Consider the following 22073-nt stretch of genomic DNA (forward strand, 5'->3'; position numbering starts at 1 on the left):
CCCGGGCGGGCTCACGCCAGGCGCAAGGCGTCCCGGGGCTCGACGGCACTGACCTCGGGTCCGAGGAACCGGCGGGCCAGCCGCTGGAAGGGTTCCGGGTCGCCGGTGGCCAGGAAGCGGTGCTGCGGCGGGCCGGCGGCCGGATCACGCTCGAGGTCGTGGGCGACCAGGGTGCGGTAGACGTCCTTGGCGGTCTCCTCCGCCGAGGACACCAGCGTGACGCCCTCGCCCATGACGTAGGAGATCACGCCGGTGAGCAGCGGGTAGTGCGTGCAGCCGAGCACCAGGGTGTCCACCCCGGCCTCCTTGACCGGCCGCAGGTAGTCGTCGGCGACGGTGAGCAGCTCCGGCCCGGAGGTGATCCCGGCCTCGACGAACTCCACGAACCGGGGGCAGGCCTGCGTGGTCAGCTCGATCCCGGGGGCGACGGCGAAGGCGTCGTCGTAGGAGCGCGACTCCACGGTGGTCTTGGTGGCGATGACGCCGATCCTGCCGTTCCTGGTCGCGGCGACGGCACGCCGGGCGGCGGGCAGGATCACCTCGACCACCGGCAGGCCACGGCGCAGGGTGTACCGCTCGCGGGCGTCGCGCAGCACCGCCGAGGAGGCCGAGTTGCAGGCGATCACCAGCATCTTCACCCCGGCGTCCACCAGGTCGTCCATCACCTCGAGGGCGTGCGCCCGGACGGCCGCCAACGGCTTGGGACCGTAGGGCGAGTTCAGGGTGTCACCGATGTAGAGCACCGACTCCTGGGGCATCTGGTCGAGGATGGCTCGGGCGTTGGTCAGACCACCGACCCCGGAGTCGAAGATGCCGATCGGAGCGTTGTTCACGACGTTCAGGGTAGTCCCGCCAGCAGGCAGGCCATCAGCGTCTCCTGCCACCAGCCGAGCGCGAGGTAGATCGACCCGAGGTACTGGCGGGCGGGTTCGCCGTCCCCGGCGACCAGCTCGTCCTCCAGCTCCTCGCCGGACTCGTCGTCGACGATCCCCAGCCGTTCGCCCAGCACCAGGCGCACGTCGGTCAGGGTCGCCGCCAGCCGGTGGGCATCGCTGCGCGGCACCCGGATCGGGCCGTCGGCGGTGAACAGCCGGTACAGCGCGGCGAGTCGCTCGATCTTCTCCTGGCGCAGGTCGTCCTCGGTCAATCGCCGGAACTCGGCGGTCAGCTCGGCGTCCTCGCGGGAGGCGTCCGGCAACAGGCGATGCACCGCCGGGTCGTCCGGCGCCGGGATCGGGTCCAGTCGCAGCCGGAAGCCGACCGGTTCGGTGTCCGGGTCCTCGGTGCGGTCCTCCAGACGTCCGGCGCCGAGCAGTTCGGCGACATCGGCCACCACGGAGGCGAAGACCTCCCGCTCGTCGGCGTCGGCGTCCGCGACCAGGTCCTCGCCGTCGATCCGGAATCCGCGCATCAGGCAGTCCCCTGGTCGCTCTTCTGCAGGGTCGCCCACAGGCCGAAGGAGTGCATGGCCTGCACGTCGATCTCCATCTTCTCCCGGTTGCCGGACGACACCGCCGACCAGCCCTCCTCGTGCACCTGGAGCATCAGCGTGGTGGCCTTCTCCTCCGAGTACCCGAAGTAGCTGCGGAAGACGTAGGTCACGTAGGACATCAGGTTGACCGGGTCGTTCCAGACGATGGTGACCCAGACGTCGTCCAGTGCGGACGCCTCCTGGGTCAGCTCCTCCGGGGCCAGCTCGACAGACACGCCGTCCATGCTAGGTGCGCATACGGTGTCCGCATGACGTCGACTGCCCTGCTCACCGACCGGTACGAGCTGACCATGCTGCAGGCCGCCCTGGCCGACGGCACCGCCGACCGGCGCTGCGTCTTCGAGGTGTTCACCCGCCGCCTGCCCGCCGGTCGCCGCTACGCGGTGCTGGCCGGGACCGGCCGGGTGTTGGAGTCCCTGGCGGACTTCCGGTTCGGCCCGGAGGAACTGGACTGGCTGGCCGAGAACCGGGTGGTGGACGACCGGACGGTGGAGTGGCTGGCCGACTACCGGTTCACCGGCTCGATCCGGGGCTACGCGGAGGGTGAGATGTTCTTCCCGTCCTCCCCCGTGCTCACCGTCGAGGGCAGCTTCGCCGAGGCGGTGCTGCTGGAGACCCTGATCCTGTCCATCCTGAACTACGACTCCGCGATCGCCTCGGCCGCCTCCCGGATGACCAGTGCGGCGATCGGTCGTCCGGTGCTGGAGATGGGCGCACGGCGCGCGCACGAGGACGCCGCGGTCGCCGCTGCCCGGGCCGCCGTGGTCGCCGGATTCGCCGGGACGTCCAACCTGGAGGCGGGCCGCCGGTACGGGTTGCCCACCATCGGCACCGCCGCCCACGCCTTCACCCTGCTGCACGACGACGAGGAGCAGGCGTTCGCCGCCCAGGTCGCCGCGTCCGGCCCGGGGACCACCCTGCTGGTGGACACCTACGACGTGCGCCGTGGGGTCGAGCGGGCGGTGGCGGCCGCCGGGCCCGAGCTGGGCGCCGTACGGCTGGACTCCGGCGACCTCGGGGTGCTGGCACAAGAGGTGCGGGCGCAGCTCGACGCGCTGGGCAACCCGGACACCCGGATCACCGTGACCTCGGATCTGGACGAGTACGCGATCGCCGCCCTGGCCGTCGCCCCGGTCGACTCCTACGGGGTGGGCACCTCCCTGGTGACCGGCTCCGGCGCACCGACCTGCGGGATGGTCTACAAACTGGTCGCCCGGGAGGGTCGCTCCGGCGCCCTGGAACCGGTGGCGAAGGCATCGACTTCGAAGACCTCGGTCGGTGGGCGCAAGACGGCTGCCCGGCGGCTCGACGACGACGGGCGTGCGGTGGCCGAGGTCGTGGTCAGCGGGGACGACGACGCGGTGCGCTCCTGGAGCCCGGACAGCGACGACCTGCGCGGCCTGGTCGAACCGCTGGTGCTGGAGGGCGTGGTGCAGGACGGCTGGACCGGCGCCGAGGGCGTCCGGCGCGCCGCCGCCCGGCATGCCGCCTCGCGGGACGAGCTGCCCCGGGGTGCCCGCCGACTGTCGGCGGACGAGGCGGCGCTGCCCACGGTGACCCTGACCGTCTGACCCGTCCGGCGCCTCGCCCGCCCGGTGCCCGGTGCCCGGTGCCCAGCGTCGCGCGTCCGGCTCGTCGCGTCCCTGCGCCCCTGCGCCCGGCGCCCCGCGCCTGGTACCGCGCCCCGCGCACCCCGCGTGTCCCGCGTGTCCCGCCCGAGGTCGGCACTTTCGGCCCGAGTTCGCGAACTCAGCTGCCGAGATCGAGGCGGAAGTGCCGAAGTCGACGCACCCGCCCGGCCTCGACCGTGGGGGGTGCGGACATGACGAAGGGCGGCACCCCGTGAGGGATGCCGCCCTTCGACTCGGACGGGTCAGACCCGGTTCTTGCCCCGGCGCAGCAGCCCCAGAATCGCGCTGATGACGACGATGGCAATGCCGACGTACAGCAGGAACTTCGCGGCCTCGACCGCGACGCCGAGCACGAGCAGCACAACACCGATGATGATGAGGATCAGCCAAGCGGGCATGGTGGTCCCTTCGTCCGTAATCGCTGCCCCGACCGCTGTTCGGTCAGGGCCTCTCCACGTCGAAGACTGTGACACGACTGAGCGAGGTCGGCATGTCGAGCAGCGGTTTCACTTCTTCCCGACGAACCAGCCGCGCAGCATCCCGATCCGTTTGGTCAGCTGATCCGGGTCGGCCAGCGGCACCTCCGGACCACCGCAGCGGCGGCGCAGCTCCGCGTGCACCTGGGCGTGCGGCTGTCCGCTCTTGCGCGACCAGGCGCCGACCAGCTGGGCCAGTTCCTTGCGCAGCTCGGCCTGCTTGCGGTGATCCATCTCCGCTCGCTCGGCGGCGACATCCGCGGTGCGCTTCTTGCCCTTCTGCTGATCGGCCTGGCGCTGCCGGAGCAGGGTCGTCACCTGGTCGGCGTCCAGCAGGCCGGGCAGCCCGAGGAAGTCGAGCTCCTCCTCCGATCCGACGTCCGCGCCGGTGCCGAACTCGCCGCCGTCGAACAGCACCCGGTCGAAGGACGCCTGGGCCTCCAGCATCTCGAAGGACCCCTGCAGGGCGTCCGACCCCTTCTCCTCTCGATTCGCCGCGACGATCAGGGAGTCCTCGGGGTTGTAGCCCTCGCCCTGCTCCTCGGCGGTTTTCGGTCGGTCCAGGGCGTGGTCGCGCTCGACCTCCATCGCGTTGGCCAGGGTCAGCAGCGGGGTGACCGACGGCAGGAACACCGACGCCGTCTCCCCGCGCTTACGCGCCCGCACGAACCGGCCGATCGCCTGCGCGAAGAACAGCGGCGTCGAGGCACTGGTGGCGTAGACGCCCACCGCGAGCCGGGGCACGTCCACCCCCTCGGAGACCATCCGGACGGCGACCAACCAGCGCGAGTCGGAGTCGGAGAACTCGTCGATCCGGGCACTGGCACCCTCGTCGTCGGAGAGCACCACGGTCGGTGACTGGCCGGTGATCCGGGCCAGGTGACCGGCGTAGGCGCGCGCGTCGGTCTGATCGGTCGCGATCACCATCGCCCCGGCGTCCGGCACGCTGCGGCGCACCTCGGTCAGGCGACGGTCGGCGGCGGCGAGCACCGACGGGATCCACTCGCCGTTCGGGTCCAGCGCCGTCCGCCACGCCTGCGCGGTCAGGTCCTTGGTCAGCGGCTCACCGAGCCGGGCCGAGACCTCGTCGCCGGCCTTGGTGCGCCACCGCATCGAGCCGGAGTAGGTGAGGAACAGCACCGGGCGCACCACGTGATCGCGCAGCGCCTCGGCATAGCCGTAGGTGTAGTCGGCCTTGGAGCGCCGGATGCCGTCGGCGTCCCGCTCGTACTGCACGAACGGGATCGCGGCGGTGTCGCTGCGGAAGGGCGTGCCGGTCAGCGCGAGCCGCCGCGCTGCCCCGTCAAATGCCTCGTAGACGGCGTCGCCCCAGGACAGCGCGTCGCCGCCGTGGTGCACCTCGTCCAGGATCACCAGCGTCGGCGCCGCGGTGGTCCGTGCCGCGTGCAGCGCGGGTTTGCTGGCCACCTGAGCGTAGGTCAGCGCCACGCCGTCGAAGCCGTGGCCGTGCCGACCCTGGGCGTTCTTGAAGTTCGGGTCCAGGGTGATGCCGACCCGGGCCGCCGCATCCGCCCACTGGTGCTTGAGGTGCTCGGTCGGTGCGACCACCGTCACCCGTCGCACCACCCGGGCCTGCAACAGCTCGGTGGCGATCCGCAGCGCGAAGGTCGTCTTGCCGGCACCCGGGGTCGCCACCGCGAGGAAGTCCCGCGGTGAGGTCGCCAGGTACTGGTCCAGGGCCTCCGCCTGCCAGGCACGCAGCTTGCCCGCCGTCCCCCACGGCGCACGGCCGGGGAACGCCGGCGGCAGATTCGATGCCGCGGACGTCGAGGCGTGGGTGGTGGGGACGGAGGCGCGGTCCTGGGTCACTTGCCGCCGGAGCCGTCGCCGGAGCCCTTGCCGCGGCCGAAGCCCCAGCGTCGCCCGCCACCGCCCTTGCTGGAGTCGTCACCGTCCTGCGGCTCGCGCAGCCCGTCGTAGATCTCCTGGCAGACCGGGCAGACCGGGAACTTCTTCGGGTCGCGGCCCGGCACCCACACCTTGCCGCAGAGCGCGATCACCGGATTGCCGGAGATCGCGGACTCCATGATCTTCTCCTTGCGCACGTAGTGCGCGAAACGCTCGTGGTCGCCCGGCTCGACCTGCTCGTTCAGCTCGGTGCGTTCCAGCAGGCCGGTGGAGGTGCCCCCATCGGGGTCGGAGGCCCGATCCGGGCCGGTGCTGGGGTCGCTCGGCGGCAGGGGCTCACTCATGGCGACGATTCTACGTCGGGGGGTCGGACAGTCGCCTCGCCCCGCCCCACCGAAGGCGGCAGTCCGCGCCCGACATCGGCACTTCGCCGCCGAGTTCGGCAGTCCGCGCCCGAGTTCGGCAGTTCGCCGGGTCAACTGTGGCGCCAACTGCCGACGTCGCGGTTGCGCAGCTGTCGGCGGATCAGCGCTCGGGCGCGCCGACAGAGGTCGCCGGGGTCGCCGAGGTCGTCCCAGGTGACGCGGAGCAACAGCCATCCCAGCTCCACGATGGCGTCATGCCGCTCCTTCTCCCGGAAGATGATCTGCGCCGGAGACCGGCCGTCGTCGCCCTCGTACTTGAGGCGACCGTCGAACTCCACCCCGACCTTCACCGCTGGCCATCCGAGATCGATTCTGAACCGGCCACGACGGGTGTCCACGGCGATCTGAGTGCTGATCGGCGTCAGCCTGTCCTCGATCAGATGATGTCGGGTCAGACTCTCCGCGAGAGACTCCGCGCCGGGATCAGCTCGACGTACGGTCGTCCGTGCACGCACGATGCCGCGACGGCCCGCGTTCGCCGCCACCATGCTGGTGAGCAATGCCCGGTCAGCACCCGCCCGCAAGGCCGCGTCGACGACCACCAGTGCCTCGGCGTCCGAGCACGCACACGCGCAATCCAGCGCCGTCCGCTCCAGCGTCGTCACCCGGACTCCGCGGACCGTCACGATCTCGTCGCCACGCAGGGCCAGGACGTGGCGTTTCACCCTGGGGTCGTGGCGTGCACTCCGTCGCGTCCGCTGCACGATGTGGGTCACGAGGGGGTCGCCGACCAGCGGTAGTCCCCACCAGAGGGCGGCCGACGTGTGGCTGAGCACGAACGGCGACGACAGTTGCCGTCGCAGGGCGACGATCATGGCGAGAGCGTCGTCGCAGCGCCCGTGCCAGTCGGTGGGAGCGGGTCCTTGCACGTAGGCACCGCGTCGGATGCGGTGGAGTTCGCCTCTCCGTGCGCGACGCTCCAGATGATGGCTGCGGTTCTCGCGCGCCACGAGGACCCGGCGCGCGGACGGTTCGATCGTCATGACCTGAGGGTCCGCCCCCACCTCGTTCGCCCGAGCGCCGTGATCTGCCGTCTGGGGACCACCGCCACAGCGATGACCTGTGGACAGCCGAGGACCCGACCGGCACCGCGACCGTTCGGGACCGACCCCCGCGCCGAGTTCGACAGTTCGCGCCAGCGACACCCCGGCGAAGTGCCGACTTCGGGCGCGAGGAGCCGACTTCGGGCGCGGCGGGCGCACCTCGGGCGCGAAGTGCCGACTTCGGGCGCGGCGGGCGCACCTCGGGCGCGAAGTGCCGACTTCGGGCGCGGCGGGCGCACCTCGGGCGCGAAGTGCCGACTTCGGGCGCGGCGGGCGCACTTCGGGCGCGGCGTGCCGACTTCGGGCGCGGGTTGCCGACTTCGGGCCGGGCTGGGGCGTTGCGTGGGCGGCGCGGGCCGCGGCGCGGCGGGCCGGGGCCGGGGGCGGGGACACGCCGACGCCCCGCCACCCGGGGTGGGTGACGGGGCGTCGTCGCAGGTCAGTGCTGCCAGGCGGGCTTGCCGGAGAACGCCTCGCGGTAGTAGCTGGCCAGTTGCAGGCGACCGGCCGCCGCGTCGTCGACCAGGACGGTGACGTGCGGGTGGTGCTGCAGGATGGTCGCCGGCCACATCGCGCTGACCGGCCCCTCGGCGAGGTGGTGCACCGCCTCGGCCTTGCCCTTGCCGGTGGCCAGCAGCACCAGGTGCCGCGCCGACATGATGGTCGCCAGGCCCTGGGTCAGGCAGTGCTCGGGCACCTGGTCGATGTCGCCGTCGAAGAACCGGGCGTTGTCCTCCCGGGTCTGCCGGGTCAGGGTCTTGATCCGGGTGCGGGAGGCCAGTGACGACCCCGGCTCGTTGAAGGCGATGTGCCCGTCGGTGCCGATGCCGAGGATCTGCACGTCGACTCCGCCCGCGTCCACGATCGCTCGCTCATAGGCGGCGCAGGCGGCGGGGATGTCCTCGGCCAGACCGTCCGGGCCGTGCACGTCCGCCGGGTCGATGTCGATCCGGGAGGCGATCTCCTTCTCGATCACGTTCCGGTAGCGCTCCGGGTGATCGGCGGGCAGCCCGACGTACTCGTCCAGCATGAACGCCTTCACCCCGGCGAACGACAGGCCCTCCTCCGTGTGCCGCCGCACCAGCTCGTCGTAGACCGCCAGCGGGCTGGACCCGGTCGCCAGCCCGATCACCGGGTGCTGGGCGGTGCGGACCACCCGCTCCACGGCATCCGCCGCGAGCCGCGCCAGCTCGGGTGCCGGGGCGATGATGACCTCCATCAGGACTCCTTCCGTCCGACCAGTGCGGCGCCGACCGCTCCCACCGGTACTCCACGCGGCGCGAGGTCGACCCGCTCCGCCATGCGCATCGATGCCAGGAAGCGTGACTCCCGGGCAGCGTGATCCAGCCTGGCACGAACCAGGTCCACCAGCGGGGACCCGAGCTCGCTGACACCGCCGCCGATCACGACCTGGGCGACATCGGTGGTCAGCAGCAGTACCCGCACCGCGGTGGCCACCGCCTCGGCGAACTCGGTGCGGATCGTGACCGCCGCCGGGTCGCCCGCGTCGGCCGACTCGAACAGCGCCACCGGTGCCGGCCGGTCGCCCGGTCCGGGCCAGGCGGCGAGCAGCGCCGACCCGGAGGCGTACTGCTCCAGGCAGCCGCGCTGCCCGCAGGGGCAGGGCCGTCCGCCGGGCTGGTAGACCAGGTGACCGATCTCCCCCGCCGCACCGCCGGCGCCGCGCCGCAGTCGACCGTCCAGCACCAGCCCCGCCGCCAGCCCGGTGCCGAGGGCGAGGAATGCGAGGTCGCCGCTGCCCGGACCGCGCAGGTGGGCGGCACCGAGGGCGGCCGCGTTCAGGTCGTTCTCGACCCGGACCGGCACCGGCGCCGCACCGCCGCGACCGTTCAGCCGCCGGTGCACCGCCTCGGCGACCCGCTCGGCGAGCGGGATGCCGGTCGCGATGCCCAGGTTCACCGCGTGCTCGACCCGCCCGGTGGTCGGGTCCACGATGCCGGGCAGGCCGATGCCGATGCCGGTCAGCTGGTCGGCGTGCAGGTCGGCACGGGCGAGCAGATCGGCGGCGGCGGTCGCGGCGGTGTCGACGACGGCCTCGGCCCCCCGCTCGGTGGGCAGGCGGAGCTGGTCGCCGGGGGCGCCGGTGGGGTCCAGCAGCACCGCGAGGGTCTTGGTCCCCCCGATGTCCAGCCCCACCGACCAGCCGGTGTTCTGAGGTCGCACGTTCAGCCCTTCACCGCTCCGGACACCATGCCCGAGGTCATCCGTCCCTGGACGAACAGGAAGAAGATCACCACCGGGATCGAGATCAACGTGGAACCTGCCATCACGGTGCCCCAGTCGGTGCCCTTGGTCGCTTCCTGGAGCGCGCGCAGCCAGATCGGCAGCGTCTTGTTGCCCTCCATCACGACCAGGGCGAGCACGAACTCGTTCCAGGCCTGGATGAAGGCGAACACCCCGGTGGAGATCAGTCCGGGGGCGACCAGCGGGAAGGTGACCCGGGCGAAGGCGCCGATCTTGGAGCAGCCGTCGATCTGTGCCGCCTCCTCCAGTTCCGCGGGCACCCCGGCGACGAAGCCACGCAGCGTCCAGATGGTGAAGGGCAGCACGGAGGCGGTGTAGACCAGCGCCAGCCCGGCGATCTGGTCCAGCAGGTTCCAGTCCCGCAGCATCGAGTACAGCGAGATGATCATCGCCTCGCCCGGGATCATCTGGATCGCCAGGATCACCACGATGAACCATTTGCGGCCCCGCCACCGGAACCGGGTCGCCGCGAGCGCCGCCAGGAAGCCGAACAGCAGCGCGGCGACCAGCACGATCAGGGTGACGATCAGGCTGACCCGCAGCGCCGGCAGGAAGTCGTAGTTGGTCTGGCCGGTGAAGATCTTCCGGTAGTTGTCGAAGGTCCCGCCGATCGGCGCGAAGGTCGGCGTCGTGCTGCGGATCTTGTTGGTCGGCAGGAAGGAGCTGTTGACCATCCAGTAGACCGGGAAGATCGAGAACAGGAAGACCACGACAGCGGCGACCGACAGGAACCAGCCCGGACGGTCGCGGCGGGCGCGGGCGTTGCGGTTGCTGCGGCCCGCCTTGCGCGCGGCGGTGGCGTCCGTGGCGGTCGACTGCCGGGTCGGCAGCGGGGCGGTGGTGTCGACGGTGCTCATCACACGTCCTCGTTTCGGAGCAGCGAACGCACGTAGAAGAAGGCCAGGCCGAGCATGATCAGCGCGAAGATCACCGCGATCGCGCTCGCCTCGGAGTAGTTCCCCTGGGCGACGCCGTAGCGGTAGATGTAGGTGCCGATCACGTCGGTGTTCGCGGCCGCCGACGACTGGCGCAGCGCGTAGACCTGGGTGAACACCCGCAGGTCCCAGATCACCTGCAACATCAGCACCACGGCGATCACCGGCTTGATGAAGGGCACGATCACCTGCCGGAAGCGCTGGACCGGGCCTGCGCCGTCGAGCTCGGCCGCCTCCAGCACCTCACCGGGCACCTGGGTCAGGGCGGCGAACAGGGTGAAGGCGACGAAGGGCACCGACTGCCAGGTCACCAGGAAGACCACGACCATGAAGAAGGTCAGCGGCTGACTGAGCCAGGCGAAGCGGTCGAAGTCCAACCCGATCTGGGTCAGCACGTAGTTCACGACGCCGTAGGAGGTGTCGAACATCCACTGGAAGATCACGGTGCTGGTCAGCGCGGGCATCGCCCAGGCGAGCAGCAGGCCGACGCTGACCAGCAGCTTCATCCCCTTGCCCAGCCGGTTCATCAGCAGCGCGATCAGCATGCCCAGGGTCATGGTGGCGATCACCAGGACGACCATCAGGGCGAAGGAGCGACCCATCAGGGTCCAGAACTCGGCGTCGGTGAGCACCTTCTGGTACTGCTCGAATCCGACGAAGTTCGGTGCCTTGCCGGAGAAGAGGTTGTTCTGCCGGGAGAAGTCCTGCACCGAGAAGATCAGCATCCGCACCAGCGGGTAACCGAGGAACACGGCCAGCACCGCGACGGCGGGGACGAGGAGGGCGAGCGCGGACCAGGAGACGCCGCGGTCGCGGGTGTCCCGGATCCGCTTGCGCTTCGGCGCGCGGGTGGGCGCGGTGGAGACAGACATGGGCGGTCCTTGCAGACGACGTGGATACGGCGAGCGGCGGGGAGCCGTGGGGCCACCGGTGACGGCGGCCCCACGGACCCGCGATGATCAGCGGTTCAGTGCGTCCGTGATCTTGTCGTTCGCGGTGTCGGCCGCCTGCTGCACGTCGTTGCCCTGGGCGATCTCGGTGAACAGGGTCTCCATGATCAGGTCGGACTCGACGTTGGACCAGCCCGGGGCGACCGGGGTCAGCTTCACGTTCTCCGCCGCCTTCGCCGCCGCCTGGGCCACCGGGGTGTCACCCATCTCGGAGGCCAGCGAGACCTTCGCCGGGGTCAGCCCGGCCTTGGCCAGGATGGTCTGGTACTCGTCGGAGAGCATGATCTGCATCGCCTTGTAGGCCAGGTCCTGGTTCGCCGCCTGGGCCGGGATGGCGATGTTCGAGCCACCCAGGAACACCGGGGCGGTGTCGTCGGCGGACTCACCCGGCAGGGCGTAGACGCCGATGTCGGACTCCGAGTCCGGGCAGCCACCGTTGTCGGCGCTGATCAGCGACCCCTGCACCCAGCCCGGGGCGGACAGCGTGGCGACCTCACCGGCACACCACGGGATCTGCGGGTCGGTCTCCTTGGCGTCCGGTGCGGCACCGTTCGCGTTCAGCATGATGTCCTGGATCTTCTCCAGGCCGGCCACCGACTCCGGGGAGTTGATCGCGCCCACCCACTCGCCGTCCTTCTCGACCGCGAGCTCGCCACCCTCGGACCAGATGAAGGGCAGACCGTTGCGCCAGTCCTGACCCGGGTACCAAATGCCCGAGTAGTTCGGCTTGTCGGCGTTGGCGGTCTTGAGGGTCTTGCCGGCCTCGATGTACTCGTCGAGCGTGGTCGGCACCTCGACCCCGGCTGCCTGGTAGGCGGCCTTCGAGTAGAAGACCAGGCGGGAGCCGGCGTAGTAGGGCACCGCGTACAAGGTGTCGTCGTAGGTGCCGATCTCGACGAAGCCGGACAGCAGGTCGTCGCCGCCGAGCTCCTCGTACTTGTCGTCCAGCGGCATGAAGGCGCCGGCCGAGGTGAAGGTGGTCGACTGGGTGTTGCCGACCTCGACGATCTGCGGCGAGGTCTTGGGGTCGGTCATCGCCTGGGACAGCTTGTCCACCAGGCCGTCCCACTGCTGCTCCTCGATCACCAGGTCGGAGCCGGGGTTCTGGTCCTCGAAGGTGGTCTCCAGGTACTCACGGGCCTCGTCGGGGGTGTCCGAGCCGACCAGCCACACCTTGACGGTGGCTCCGTCGCCACTCGAGGTGCTGTCGCCGCTGCCCGAATCGCCGGACGAGCAGGCGGTCAGCGCGAGCGCCGCCGCCGCACCGACGGCCGCCATACGTAGGATCTTCACGTTGGTGTTCCTCCCAGATGCGAGGCGAGCGCCGGTTGGCGTCGCCGGGTTGAAACCAGCACTGCATGAGGCCGGCTCGGGGTGGTCACGTCACTCCGAGCTGGCCGTTCAGGACCAGGGCGGCGGCGCCGGACAGCGCCCCGTCCTGGTCCAACGAGCCCGTCCTGATCACCAGGTCATCGCCTATCAACGGCATGGTCCGGCTCCGGACAGTGGTGAGCGCGGCCTCTCTCAGCGGTCCGTCGAGCAGTTCCGGCGGACCGGAGAGCAGGACCTCGGAGAGGTTGAGCGCACTGACGACGGGTGCCAGGGCCACGCCCAGCTTCCGTCCTACCGACGCCAGCACGGCGTCGGAATCCTCGGGGCTGCGGTCGGTGGTGGCGCGGCGCAGCGCCGGCAGCGACAGCAGGGTCTCCAGGCAGCCGGAGCGACCGCAGGCGCACAGCAGCGGTTCGGGGTCACCGGCGCGCAGGTCGCGGTCGTCGACCACGGTGACGTGGCCGATCTCCCCCGCCGCGCTGTTCGGGCCGCGCACCAGCATGCCGTCCAGCACCAGTCCGGCGCCGACGCCCTGCCCGATGGTGACCACCATCAGTCCGGCCCCGGCGGCCCCGCCGTAGGTGTACTCCCCCAGCGCCCGGGTGTTCGCGTCGTTCGCCACGTAGACCGGCACGCCCAGGGTGTCGGTGAGCGTGGCCGCCAGCGGCAGGTCGTACCAGGCGCGGTTCGGTGCCGAGATCACCACGCCGCGGGGGTCGATGACACCCGGGGAGCCGATCCCGATCCCGATCACCGGCCGGCTCGCGGCCGCCGACAGCAGCTCCCGGCACAGGTCCTCCAGCACCGTCACCGCGTCGGCGCCGGTGCGGCCGTCGAGGGAGGCCGAGTGCCGGGCGACCACGGTGCCGGTCAGGGTCATCACCGCGCCGCGCAGCTTCGCGTCGTCGGCCAGGTCCACCGCCAGGACGTGGAACTCCTCCGTGCGCATCCCGACCAGGGTCGCGGGCTTGCCCACCTTGCCCTCGGGCCGGATGCCCAGCTCGGCGACCAGCCCTTCGGAGATCAGCACCGAGACCAGGTCGGAGATGGTCACCCGGGTCAGGCCGGTGCTGCGCGCCAGGTCGGCGCGGGAGGACGGGCCGTTGTGGAACAGGTGCTGCAGGACCAGCGAGCGGTTGTGCGCGCGGCCGTGCTCCGGAAGGAGCTTGCCGGTGGGTCGCAGGGTCCGCCCGACTCCCCGAGGAGCAGGGCGACCGGCCGACCGCGTCGCTGTGGTCATGTTTGTTAGTGAAGCTTCCTTACAAACTCCGACGCAAGGGGTTCAGGCAACCGTGACCGGAACGTGACCGGGGGTTCACCCGGGCGACATACCGCCCACCGGTCAGGCGTCCGCGCGGGTCCAGCCGAGGGCGCCCGGGTACTGGGTCGACCGGGTCGCCACCGCGATCCCGGCCCGCAGGGCGTCGCCGATCGTCGCCCCGCGGGCCAGCTCGGCGCCGATCGCACCGTGCAGCACATCCCCGGCGCCGAGGGTGTCCACCACGCGCGCCACCGCGGGCACCGGCAGCAGCACCGGGTCGCTCCCCCGCTCCACCAGCCGCGCCGGTCCCGCCCCCGCCGAGCGCGCCACGGACAGCACCCTCGGCCAGCGGTCCAGCAGGACGGCACAGGCGGGGTCGTCGTCGCCCGCAGGCATGACCGGGCTCTGCTCGGCGGGCTGGATGGGCGCGAGAGGTCCCGGGTCGGCGTGATTCGGCAGCGCGAAGTCCGCCGAGAGCACCGCGTGGTCGACGTGCGCCAGCAGCCCGTCCAGCCCCGGCTTCCACGATCCGCCGTCCAGCAACACCGGGATCCCCCGTCGCCGCGCCTCGGCCGCCAGCGGCACCGCCGCGCTCAGATGATGCCCGTCCACCAGGAGCGCCGTCGCCCGGTCCAGCAGGCCCGCGTCCGGGGCGGGCAGGGTCGGCATACCGACGGCGTTGACCGAGGCGACGGCACGCTGTCCGGTGGCCCGGGTGATCAGCACCGTGGACACCGGAGGGCTGGCATCGGTGTCCGCTGCCAGGTCGGTGACCGCCACCCCCGCGTCGGCCAGGCCCGCGCGCACCAGATCGGCGATCGGCCCCGTGCCCACGGCGGTGACCAGTCGGGCCGGCACGCCCAGAGCGACGGCGGTGGCGGCGGCATTGGCTGCCGGTCCGCCGAAGGTCACCGCGAGACCCTCGGCCACCACCTTCTGGTCCGGCGCCGGGACCGCCTCGACCACCTGCGACACGTCCAGGGTCACCAACCCGCAGCACACCAGCACCCGCCCATCCTGCCCGACCGCGCACGTGCCGGGGGCTCCGGCCGCGGGTCCCGGGCGAGGCGGGTGGAGGCGGGACTACGGTTGGTGCCTGACGCACTGTGCACTCGAGAGGGAGACCTGTGAGCACACCCATCGACGCGACCGCGACCGGCGCGTGGACCGCCCTGACCGCGCACCGCGACGGGCTGACCCCGGATCTGCGCGGCTGGTTCGCCGCCGACCCGGAGCGGGCGACCCGCCTGAGCCGGCAGGTCGGTGACCTGCACGTGGACCTGTCCAAGAACCTCATCACCGACGAGACGCTGGATCTGCTGACCCGGCTCGCGGACGAGGTGGACCTGTCCGGCCGCCTGGCGGCGATGTTCGCCGGTGAGCACATCAACGTGACCGAGGACCGCGCGGTGCTGCACACCGCGCTGCGCCGCCCGCAGGGTGCGACCCCGGAGCTGGTGGTCGACGGCCAGCACGTCGACGCGGATGTCCAGGAGGTGCTGGCCAAGGTCTACGCCTTCGCCGAGAAGGTGCGTTCCGGCGCGTGGACCGGCGTGACCGGTGAGCGGGTCGCCACCGTGGTGAACATCGGCATCGGCGGGTCGGACCTCGGCCCGGTGATGGCGTACGAGGCGCTCAAGCCCTACGTCCAGGACGGCTTGGAGCTGCGGTTCGTGTCGAACATCGACCCGACCGACCTGGCGGAGAAGGTCAAGGGCCTTGACCCGACCACCACGCTGTTCATCGTGGCCTCCAAGACCTTCGGCACCCTGGAGACGCTGACCAACGCGCGCCTGGCCCGGGACTGGCTGTGGCGCGGGCTGATCGCCGCCGGGGCGATCGACGACACCGAGGACGCCCGGACCGACGCCGTCGCGAAGCACTTCGTCGCGGTGTCGACCTCCCTGGACAAGGTGGCGGCCTTCGGCATCGACCCGGAGAACGCCTTCGGCTTCTGGGACTGGGTCGGCGGCCGGTACTCGGTGGACTCCGCGATCGGCACCTCGCTGGCGATCGCGATCGGGCCGGAGGGCTTCGCGGACTTCCTGGCCGGTTTCCACACCGTCGACGAGCACGTGCGGAGCACCCCGTTCGACCAGAACGTGCCGGTGCTGATGGGCCTGCTGAACGTCTGGTACGTGAACTTCCTCGGCGCTCACACCCACGCGGTGCTGCCCTACGCGCAGTACCTGCACCGGTTCCCGGCGTACCTGCAGCAGCTCACCATGGAGTCCAACGGCAAGTCGGTGCGGTGGGACGGCTCGCCGGTCACCACCGAGACCGGTGAGGTGTTCTGGGGCGAGCCCGGCACCAACGGTCAGCACGCGTTCTACCAGCTGATCCACCAGGGCACCCGGCTGATCCCCGCCGACTTCATCGCGGTCGCCAACCCGGCGCACCCGCTGAAGGACGGCGAGACCGATGTGCACGCGCTGTTCCTGGCGAACTACTTCGCGCAGACCAAGGCGCTGGCCTTCGGGAAGACCGCCGACGAGGTGCGCGCCGAGGGCACCGCGGAGGAGATCGTCCCGGCCCGGGTGTTCTCCGGCAACCGGCCGACGACCTCGATCCTGGCGGCGGAGCTGACCCCGTCGGTGCTCGGCCAGCTGATCGCGCTGTACGAGCACATCACCTTCGTGCAGGGCGTGGTCTGGGGCATCGACTCCTTCGACCAGTGGGGTGTCGAGCTGGGCAAGAAGCTCGCGCTGGAGATCGCCCCGGCGGTCGAGGGCGACACCGACGCGCTGGCGAGTCAGGACCCGTCGACCCAGGCACTGATCGCGAAGTACCTGGAGCTGCGCGGCTGAGTCCGCTCACACAGCGAAGGGCCCGGTCCACCTCGGACCGGGCCCTTCGTGCGTCGTCAGCGGCTGAACGCGATGGTGGAGAAGGAGACCGCCGGCAGATCGAGGGTGAGGACACCGTCGATGAGCTGGGCGTCCTCACGGGCGACCGGGGTCACACGCTCCGGGTCGTCGGCGCTGTTGCGGGCGTAGGGGTCGTCGGCGTGCAGGGTCGTCGCGGCGGTGACGTGCACGTCACCGAACCGGGACAGGTCCACGCTCAGGTCGGTGGCCTGCTCCGGGTGCCGGTTGACCACCAGCACCGACCCGGTGCCGGTCGACTCGTCCCAGGTCGCGACCGCGTCCACCGCCGGCACGTCGCCGTGCTGGGCGGTCGGGAAGGTGATCGACGTCGGCCGCACGTCCAGCACATCGCCCTTGGCCAGGGCGGCGATCTGGGCGAAGGGGTGGAAGATCGTCTGCTTCCACACCCGGCCACCCGGCTCGGTCATGATCGGCGCGATCACGTTGACCAGCTGGGCCTGGCAGGCGGCGTGCACCCGGTCGTTGTGCCGCAGCAGGCTGATCAGCAGGTTCGCGACCACCACGGCGTCGGCGGCGTTGTACTTGTCCTCCAGCAGCGTCGGGGCGACCGGCCAGTCGTCACCGGAGGGCACGATCGACTCCGCGCGGGACTGGTACCAGACGTTCCACTCGTCGAAGGAGAGCTGGATCCGCTTCTCCTTCTTCAGGGCCGCGCGCACGCTGTCGGCGGTGGCGACCACGTCCTCGATGAACGCGTCCATGTCGACGGCACTGCCGAGGAAGCTGGCCAGGTCGCCGTCGGTCTCCTCGTAATAGCGGTGGATGGAGATGTAGTCGACCTGGTCGTAGCACTCGGTGAGCACCACGCGCTCCCACTCGCCGAAGGTGTCCATGTTCGGACCCGACGACCCGCAGGCCACCAGCTCCAGGTTCGGGTCGACCTGACGCATGGCGCGCCCGGCCTCGGCGGCGATCCGGCCGTACTCGTGGGCGGTCTTGTGGCCGGTCTGCCACGGTCCGTCCATCTCGTTCCCGAGGCACCACATCCGCACGCCGTAGGGCTGCTCGCCGCCGTTGGCCCGACGCTGGTCGGCCAGGGCGGTCGGCGCGGTGCCGTTGCAGTAGTCGAGGATGTCGACGGCCTCCAGCACGCCACGGGTGCCGAGGTTGACCGCCATCATCGGCTCGACGCCGGCCTTGGCGGCCCAGCGCATGAACTCGTCGGTGCCGACCTGGTTCGTCTCCAGGGAGTGCCAGGCCAGGTCGAGCCGGGCCGGGCGCTGGTCCTGAGGGCCGACGCCATCCTCCCAGCGGTACCCGGAGACAAAGTTGCCCCCCGGGTAGCGGACGGCGGTCACGCCCATCTCCCGGACCAGGTCGATCACGTCCTGGCGGAAGCCGTCCGCGTCGGCACTGGGATGGGCGGGATCGTGGATGCCGGTGTACACGCAGCGACCGAGGTGCTCCACGAAGGAGCCGAAGGTGCGCGGACGAACCGGCGAGACGATCAGGGCGGGGTCGACGGTGAGGCGTGCGGTGGGAGCTGCCACGCTGGGTCCTTCCGGGGAATCGCCGCGCCGCGACTCTGCGGGGCGGGGTCGGGGGTGACCGACGGCTGCCACTCTGCCGCAGCTTTACATCGATGTAAAGAGCACCGCGGGACCCCGCGCCCAGGGGATGGAGGCGCGGGGTCCGGGTGGCCGGTCGAGCGAGGGAGGCAGTCGCCGCACCCGCGACCGGCCGGTCAGGCGGCGGGGCCCTCGATCAGGGTCACCGTCGCGGTCTGCGATGCACCGGTGGCGGTGGTCCAGGTCAGCTGGACCTGGTCACCGGGCGCGTGGTCGGCGAGCGCCGCACTCAGCTCGTCGCCGGAGGTCACGGTGGTGCCGTCCACCGCGGTGATGGTGTCACCGGCCACCAGACCCGCCTGGGCGGCCGGGGTGTCGGCGATCACGCCGCCGACCACGGCTCCGGTGCCGGTCGCGCCGGGCAGGCCGGTGCTGGTGGTGGACAGCTGCACGCCGAGGAAGGCCGGCAGACCGATCGTCACGGTGTCCGACGCCTCGCCGGAGACGATCTGCTTGGCGACGGTCAGCGCGTCCTCGATCGGGATCGCGTAGCCGGTGATGTTGGACGAGCCGGAGGACGCGGCGGTGGTGATGCCGACCACCTCACCCTGGTCGTCGATCAGCGCACCCCCGGAGTCACCGGAGACCACATCCGCGTCGACCTGGATCAGGTTGGTCAGGTCCTCCCCCTTGGACACGCCCTCGGACTGCGTGGTGATCGACTGCTCCAGCCCGGTAACCGGACCGGTGGCGGCCATCAGCGTGCCGCCGCCCTCGGCGTTGCCCACCGCGGTCACCGTGTCACCGACGGCCGGGTCGCCATCCTTGTCGACGGTGGCCGTGGTCAGCCCGGAGGCACCCTGCAGCTGGAGCACCGCGATGTCCGCCGTGGAGTCGGTGCCGACCACGGTGGCGGTGTAGGTCTGGCCGGTCGCGGGCACCGTCACCTGGATCTCGGTGGAGCCCTCGACCACGTGGTTGTTGGTGAGGATCAGGCCAGTGGAGGTCAGCACCACACCGGAGCCGGCGGCCTCGGCGGAGTTGTACCCGAGCACGGTGTTGATCAGGACGACCCCGGTGGACTGCTCCGCCGTGGCCTCGGTGACGTCCAGCGACGACGAGCCCTGCACCTGCTCGCCCGGCGTCGTCTGCTGCCCGCTCTGGCCCTGCCCGCCCTGGCCCTGCCCGAGCTGACCGCCGAACGTGCCGAAGGTCGGGAGTTGGTTCTGGGCATCCGTGCTCGGCGCGGCAGCGAGGTCGGTGCCGTGGTCGGCGATGGCGATCCCGATGCCCATCCCGCCGCCGATCAGCCCGAGGGACAGCACCCCGGAGGCGAACAGGGCGATCGCGGTGCGACGTCGGCGGGGGCGCACGGACACGGGCGCGACGGGCTGCTCGGGCCCGAGGTACTGCTGCTGCGGGTCGAACGGCTGCTGCTCCATGACTACCTCCTGCTGACCGGCGCCCCAGTGGCGGCGATGGCAAGAAGTAGACGGCGGCAACCAGGAAGGGGGCTGGGGCTTTCCTGGGAGTGGGCTACGAAACGGTCTCCGGGCTCCCCCAGGTTCCCGGCCCTCGACGACGGGGCGGCACAGGACGGCACGCGCCGCCCCGTCGTCACGGCTCAGCGCGCGAAGCGCTCCGACCGCTCGACCGTGCGGGCCCCCTCGTCCTCGGACCAGGTGAAGACCGTGCGACCGTCGATCAGCACGTGCTCGGCCCGGGCGTGCACGTCCAGCGGGTCGGTGGACCAGACCACGACGTCACCGTCCCGGCCCGGCTCCAGCGCACCGATCCGCCCGTCGAGCCCGAGGAACTGCGCCGGGTTCACCGTCAGCGCCTCGATCGCGACCTGCGGGGACAGACCGTCCTTCACCGCCAGCGTGGCCTGATGCACCAGGAAGTTGATCGGCACCACCGGGTGGTCGGTGGTGATCGCGACCCGCACCCCGGCCCGCACCATGTCGACCAGGTTGGTGACCGCGCGGTCCTTGAGCTCGACCTTGGACCGCGAGGTGAACGTCGGCCCGTAGATCACCGGGATGTCCTTCTCCGCGAGGACGTCCGCGATCTTGTTGCCCTCGGTGCCGTGGTTCACGACCAGCTTGTAGCCGAACTCCTCCGACAGCCGGATCGCGGTGGCGATGTCGTCGTGCCGGTGGGTGTGCTGGTCCCACACCAGCTCGCCGTCCAGCACCCGGGCCAGGGTGTCCAGCGTCAGGTCCGCCTTGAACGGCTCACCCTTCGCCTCTGCCGCCGCCTTGGCCGCCCGGTAGTGCTGTGCCTCGGTGAACGCCTGCCGGATCACGTAGGCCACGCCCAGCCGGGTGGACGGGGTCTGCTTCTTGTCGCCGTACACCCGCTTCGGGTTCTCGCCCAGTGCCGCCTTCACGCTCACGGTGGTGGAGATGACCTGCTCGTCGACGGTGCGACCGCCCCAGGTCTTGATCGCCACCGTCTGGCCGCCGATCGGGTTGCCCGACCCCGGCTTGACCACCACCGAGGTGATGCCGCCGGACAGCGCGTCCCGGAAGCCCTCGTCCTCGATGTTGATCGCGTCCAGCGCCCGCACCCCGGCCATGTTCGGCCCGGTCATCTCATTGGTGTCGTTCCCGGCCCAGCCGAGCCCCTCCTCGTCGATGCCGACGTGGCCGTGCGCCTCGATGAACCCGGGCAGCACCCACTTGCCGGTGGCATCGATCACCCGGGCATCCGCCGGGACCTGCACATCGGCGCCGACGGCCTCGATCTTGCCGTCGCGGATCAGGACGGTGCCGCCCTCGATGACGGGGGCGGACACGGGCACGACGCGGCCGCCGGTGATGGCGACCAGGGAAGGTGTAGTCATGGGACCACACGGTAACTGTGGTCACTGTCGCCACCGGCCGTGCTGTGGCACCGTGACCTGCGTGCGATACGTGATCATCGGCGCCGGCGCGGTCGGCGGGACCATCGGCGGGCTGCTGCACGAGGCGGGACGGGAGGTCGTCCTGGTCGCCCGGGGTGCCCACCTGGCGGCGATGCGGGACGAGGGGCTGCGGCTGACCACGCCGGACGGCACCCGGGTGCTGCACGCGCCCACCGCCGCCGGGCCGGAGCAGGTCGAGCTGCGCACCGGGGACGTCCTGGTGCTGGCGGTGAAGAGCCAGGACACGGCGACGACCCTGGCGGCCTGGGCGGATCGGCCGGTGGACGGTGACCCGGAGCGGACGGCGGCGCAGGAGCTGCTGCTGGTGCTGGCGCAGAACGGGGTGGACAACGAGCGCACAGCGCTGCGCCGGTTCGACCGGGTGGCCGGGATGTGCGTGTGGCTGCCCGCCACGTTCCTGGAGCCGGGCCGGGTGTCGGCGGCGGGCGCGCCGGTGGCGGGGGTGCTGACCCTGGGAACCGTGCCGGTGTCCGACCGCACGGACCCGGATCTGGTCACCGTCTCCGAGGACCTGACGGCAGCCGGGTTCCGCGCGCCGGTGGTGTCGGACGTGCTGGCCTGGAAGTACGCGAAGCTGCTGTCGAACCTCGGCAACGCCGTCGAGGCGCTGTGCGGACCGCTGCGCGGCAACGACGCGGCCCGGGAGCTGCTGCACGCGGCCGTCGACGAGGCGGAGCGGGTCTTGGTCGCCGCCGGGATCGCCTGGACCGGCGAGGACGAGCAGGCCGCCGCCCGGGAGGGCTACACGCTGGTGGACCTGCCGGGTCAGGAGCGCGGGGGCGGCTCGACCTGGCAGTCGTTGCAGCGGGGTGCCGGGTCCGTCGAGGCGAACTGGCTGAACGGGGAGATCGTGCTGCTCGGCCGGCTGCACGGGGTCGCGACGCCGGTGAACGCGCTGCTGCTGCGCCGGGTCGAACAGGCTGCTGCCACGGGCGCGCGTCCCGGCGGCCACGACGCGGCCGATCTCCTGGCCACAGCGGTCGAACACCGCCGATGAACGACGCCCGCATCCTGCGCTGCACCGCAGGACGCCGAGGGGCCCGCGCGTGAGCCGCGTTCCGCCCGGATC

At 71.5% G+C, this 22073-nt stretch carries 20 protein-coding genes; 3 read left to right on the forward strand and 17 right to left on the reverse strand.

What is annotated here, in order from left to right:
* Positions 1-11 precede the first annotated feature (11 nt).
* From murI to clpS, 3 genes are read right to left on the reverse strand one after another with little or no spacing between them, the layout of a single operon-like run.
* Positions 12-833: a glutamate racemase gene (gene murI, locus HGK68_RS11095; protein WP_169166014.1), complete on the reverse strand. Its 822-nt coding sequence runs from the start codon at positions 831-833 to the stop codon at positions 12-14.
* Positions 834-838: 5 nt separating this feature from the next.
* Positions 839-1411 carry a DUF2017 family protein gene (locus HGK68_RS11100; RefSeq protein ID WP_169166015.1) on the reverse strand — a complete coding sequence of 191 codons (573 nt, stop codon included), beginning with the start codon at positions 1409-1411 and terminating at the stop codon, positions 839-841.
* A complete protein-coding gene (clpS, locus tag HGK68_RS11105; protein WP_169166016.1) occupies positions 1411-1716 on the reverse strand; it encodes an ATP-dependent Clp protease adapter ClpS in 306 nt (101 codons plus the stop codon). The genes HGK68_RS11100 and clpS overlap by 1 nt, the downstream gene beginning before the upstream one ends.
* A 24-nt stretch (positions 1717-1740) precedes the next feature.
* Here clpS and HGK68_RS11110 point away from each other — a divergent pair, with 24 nt between their 5' ends.
* Entirely contained in the window at positions 1741-3063 is a 1323-nt protein-coding gene (locus HGK68_RS11110) for a nicotinate phosphoribosyltransferase (RefSeq protein WP_169166017.1), read from the forward strand.
* Between the two features lie 302 nt (positions 3064-3365).
* On the opposite strand, the gene HGK68_RS11115 is transcribed toward HGK68_RS11110, so the two are convergent.
* The 11 genes from HGK68_RS11115 to HGK68_RS11165 all read right to left on the reverse strand — a co-directional run bounded on the left by HGK68_RS11115 (position 3366) and on the right by HGK68_RS11165 (position 14666).
* Positions 3366-3521, reverse strand: a complete 156-nt coding sequence (locus tag HGK68_RS11115; RefSeq protein WP_169166018.1) for a hypothetical protein — start codon at positions 3519-3521, stop codon at positions 3366-3368.
* Positions 3522-3629: 108 nt separating this feature from the next.
* The gene (locus HGK68_RS11120) at positions 3630-5429 is read right to left on the reverse strand and encodes a DEAD/DEAH box helicase (protein WP_169166019.1); all 1800 of its coding nucleotides are present in this window, start codon (positions 5427-5429) and stop codon (positions 3630-3632) included.
* Positions 5426-5812 carry a DUF3039 domain-containing protein gene (locus HGK68_RS11125; RefSeq protein WP_169166020.1) on the reverse strand — a complete coding sequence of 129 codons (387 nt, stop codon included), beginning with the start codon at positions 5810-5812 and terminating at the stop codon, positions 5426-5428. Before HGK68_RS11125 ends, HGK68_RS11120 begins: the two co-directional genes overlap by 4 nt.
* 131 nt (positions 5813-5943) lie before the next feature.
* The gene (locus HGK68_RS11130) at positions 5944-6876 is read right to left on the reverse strand and encodes a hypothetical protein (protein WP_169166021.1); all 933 of its coding nucleotides are present in this window, start codon (positions 6874-6876) and stop codon (positions 5944-5946) included.
* A 499-nt stretch (positions 6877-7375) separates the two neighbouring features.
* Positions 7376-8155: a glucosamine-6-phosphate deaminase gene (gene nagB / locus HGK68_RS11135; RefSeq protein ID WP_169166022.1), complete on the reverse strand. Its 780-nt coding sequence runs from the start codon at positions 8153-8155 to the stop codon at positions 7376-7378.
* A complete protein-coding gene (locus tag HGK68_RS11140; protein WP_343036867.1) occupies positions 8155-9120 on the reverse strand; it encodes an ROK family protein in 966 nt (321 codons plus the stop codon). The genes nagB and HGK68_RS11140 overlap by 1 nt, the downstream gene beginning before the upstream one ends.
* Before the next feature lie 2 nt (positions 9121-9122).
* Positions 9123-10058, reverse strand: a complete 936-nt coding sequence (locus HGK68_RS11145) for a carbohydrate ABC transporter permease (RefSeq protein ID WP_169166023.1) — start codon at positions 10056-10058, stop codon at positions 9123-9125.
* Positions 10058-11008: a carbohydrate ABC transporter permease gene (locus tag HGK68_RS11150; RefSeq protein WP_169166024.1), complete on the reverse strand. Its 951-nt coding sequence runs from the start codon at positions 11006-11008 to the stop codon at positions 10058-10060. Before HGK68_RS11150 ends, HGK68_RS11145 begins: the two co-directional genes overlap by 1 nt.
* A gap of 87 nt (positions 11009-11095) precedes the next feature.
* Entirely contained in the window at positions 11096-12379 is a 1284-nt protein-coding gene (locus tag HGK68_RS11155) for an extracellular solute-binding protein (protein WP_246260297.1), read from the reverse strand.
* Positions 12380-12464: 85 nt separating this feature from the next.
* A complete protein-coding gene (locus HGK68_RS11160) occupies positions 12465-13658 on the reverse strand; it encodes an ROK family transcriptional regulator (protein WP_169166025.1) in 1194 nt (397 codons plus the stop codon).
* Positions 13659-13760: 102 nt separating this feature from the next.
* Positions 13761-14666: a PfkB family carbohydrate kinase gene (locus HGK68_RS11165; protein WP_246260300.1), complete on the reverse strand. Its 906-nt coding sequence runs from the start codon at positions 14664-14666 to the stop codon at positions 13761-13763.
* 140 nt (positions 14667-14806) lie between these two features.
* Here HGK68_RS11165 and pgi point away from each other — a divergent pair, with 140 nt between their 5' ends.
* Positions 14807-16486, forward strand: coding sequence for a glucose-6-phosphate isomerase (gene pgi / locus HGK68_RS11170; protein WP_169166027.1), 1680 nt, complete (start codon positions 14807-14809; stop codon positions 16484-16486).
* A gap of 56 nt (positions 16487-16542) precedes the next feature.
* On the opposite strand, the gene arfA is transcribed toward pgi, so the two are convergent.
* From arfA to HGK68_RS11185, 3 genes are all read right to left on the reverse strand, one after another.
* Positions 16543-18057, reverse strand: coding sequence for an arabinosylfuranosidase ArfA (gene arfA / locus HGK68_RS11175; RefSeq protein ID WP_169166028.1), 1515 nt, complete (start codon positions 18055-18057; stop codon positions 16543-16545).
* Between the two features lie 194 nt (positions 18058-18251).
* On the reverse strand, positions 18252-19517 hold the full coding sequence (locus HGK68_RS11180) for a S1C family serine protease (RefSeq protein WP_169166029.1): 1266 nt from the start codon (positions 19515-19517) through the stop codon (positions 18252-18254).
* 182 nt (positions 19518-19699) lie between these two features.
* Positions 19700-20923 (reverse strand): amidohydrolase, encoded by a 1224-nt coding sequence (locus HGK68_RS11185; protein ID WP_169166030.1) that lies wholly within the window; start codon positions 20921-20923, stop codon positions 19700-19702.
* 61 nt (positions 20924-20984) lie between these two features.
* On the opposite strand from HGK68_RS11185, the gene HGK68_RS11190 reads away from it, so the two are divergent.
* Positions 20985-22001: a ketopantoate reductase family protein gene (locus HGK68_RS11190; protein WP_169166031.1), complete on the forward strand. Its 1017-nt coding sequence runs from the start codon at positions 20985-20987 to the stop codon at positions 21999-22001.
* The last annotated feature ends 72 nt before the right edge of the window (positions 22002-22073 follow it).

It is taken from the genome of Cellulomonas taurus (genome assembly GCF_012931845.1).
In the GTDB taxonomy this organism is placed as follows: domain Bacteria; phylum Actinomycetota; class Actinomycetes; order Actinomycetales; family Cellulomonadaceae; genus Cellulomonas; species Cellulomonas taurus.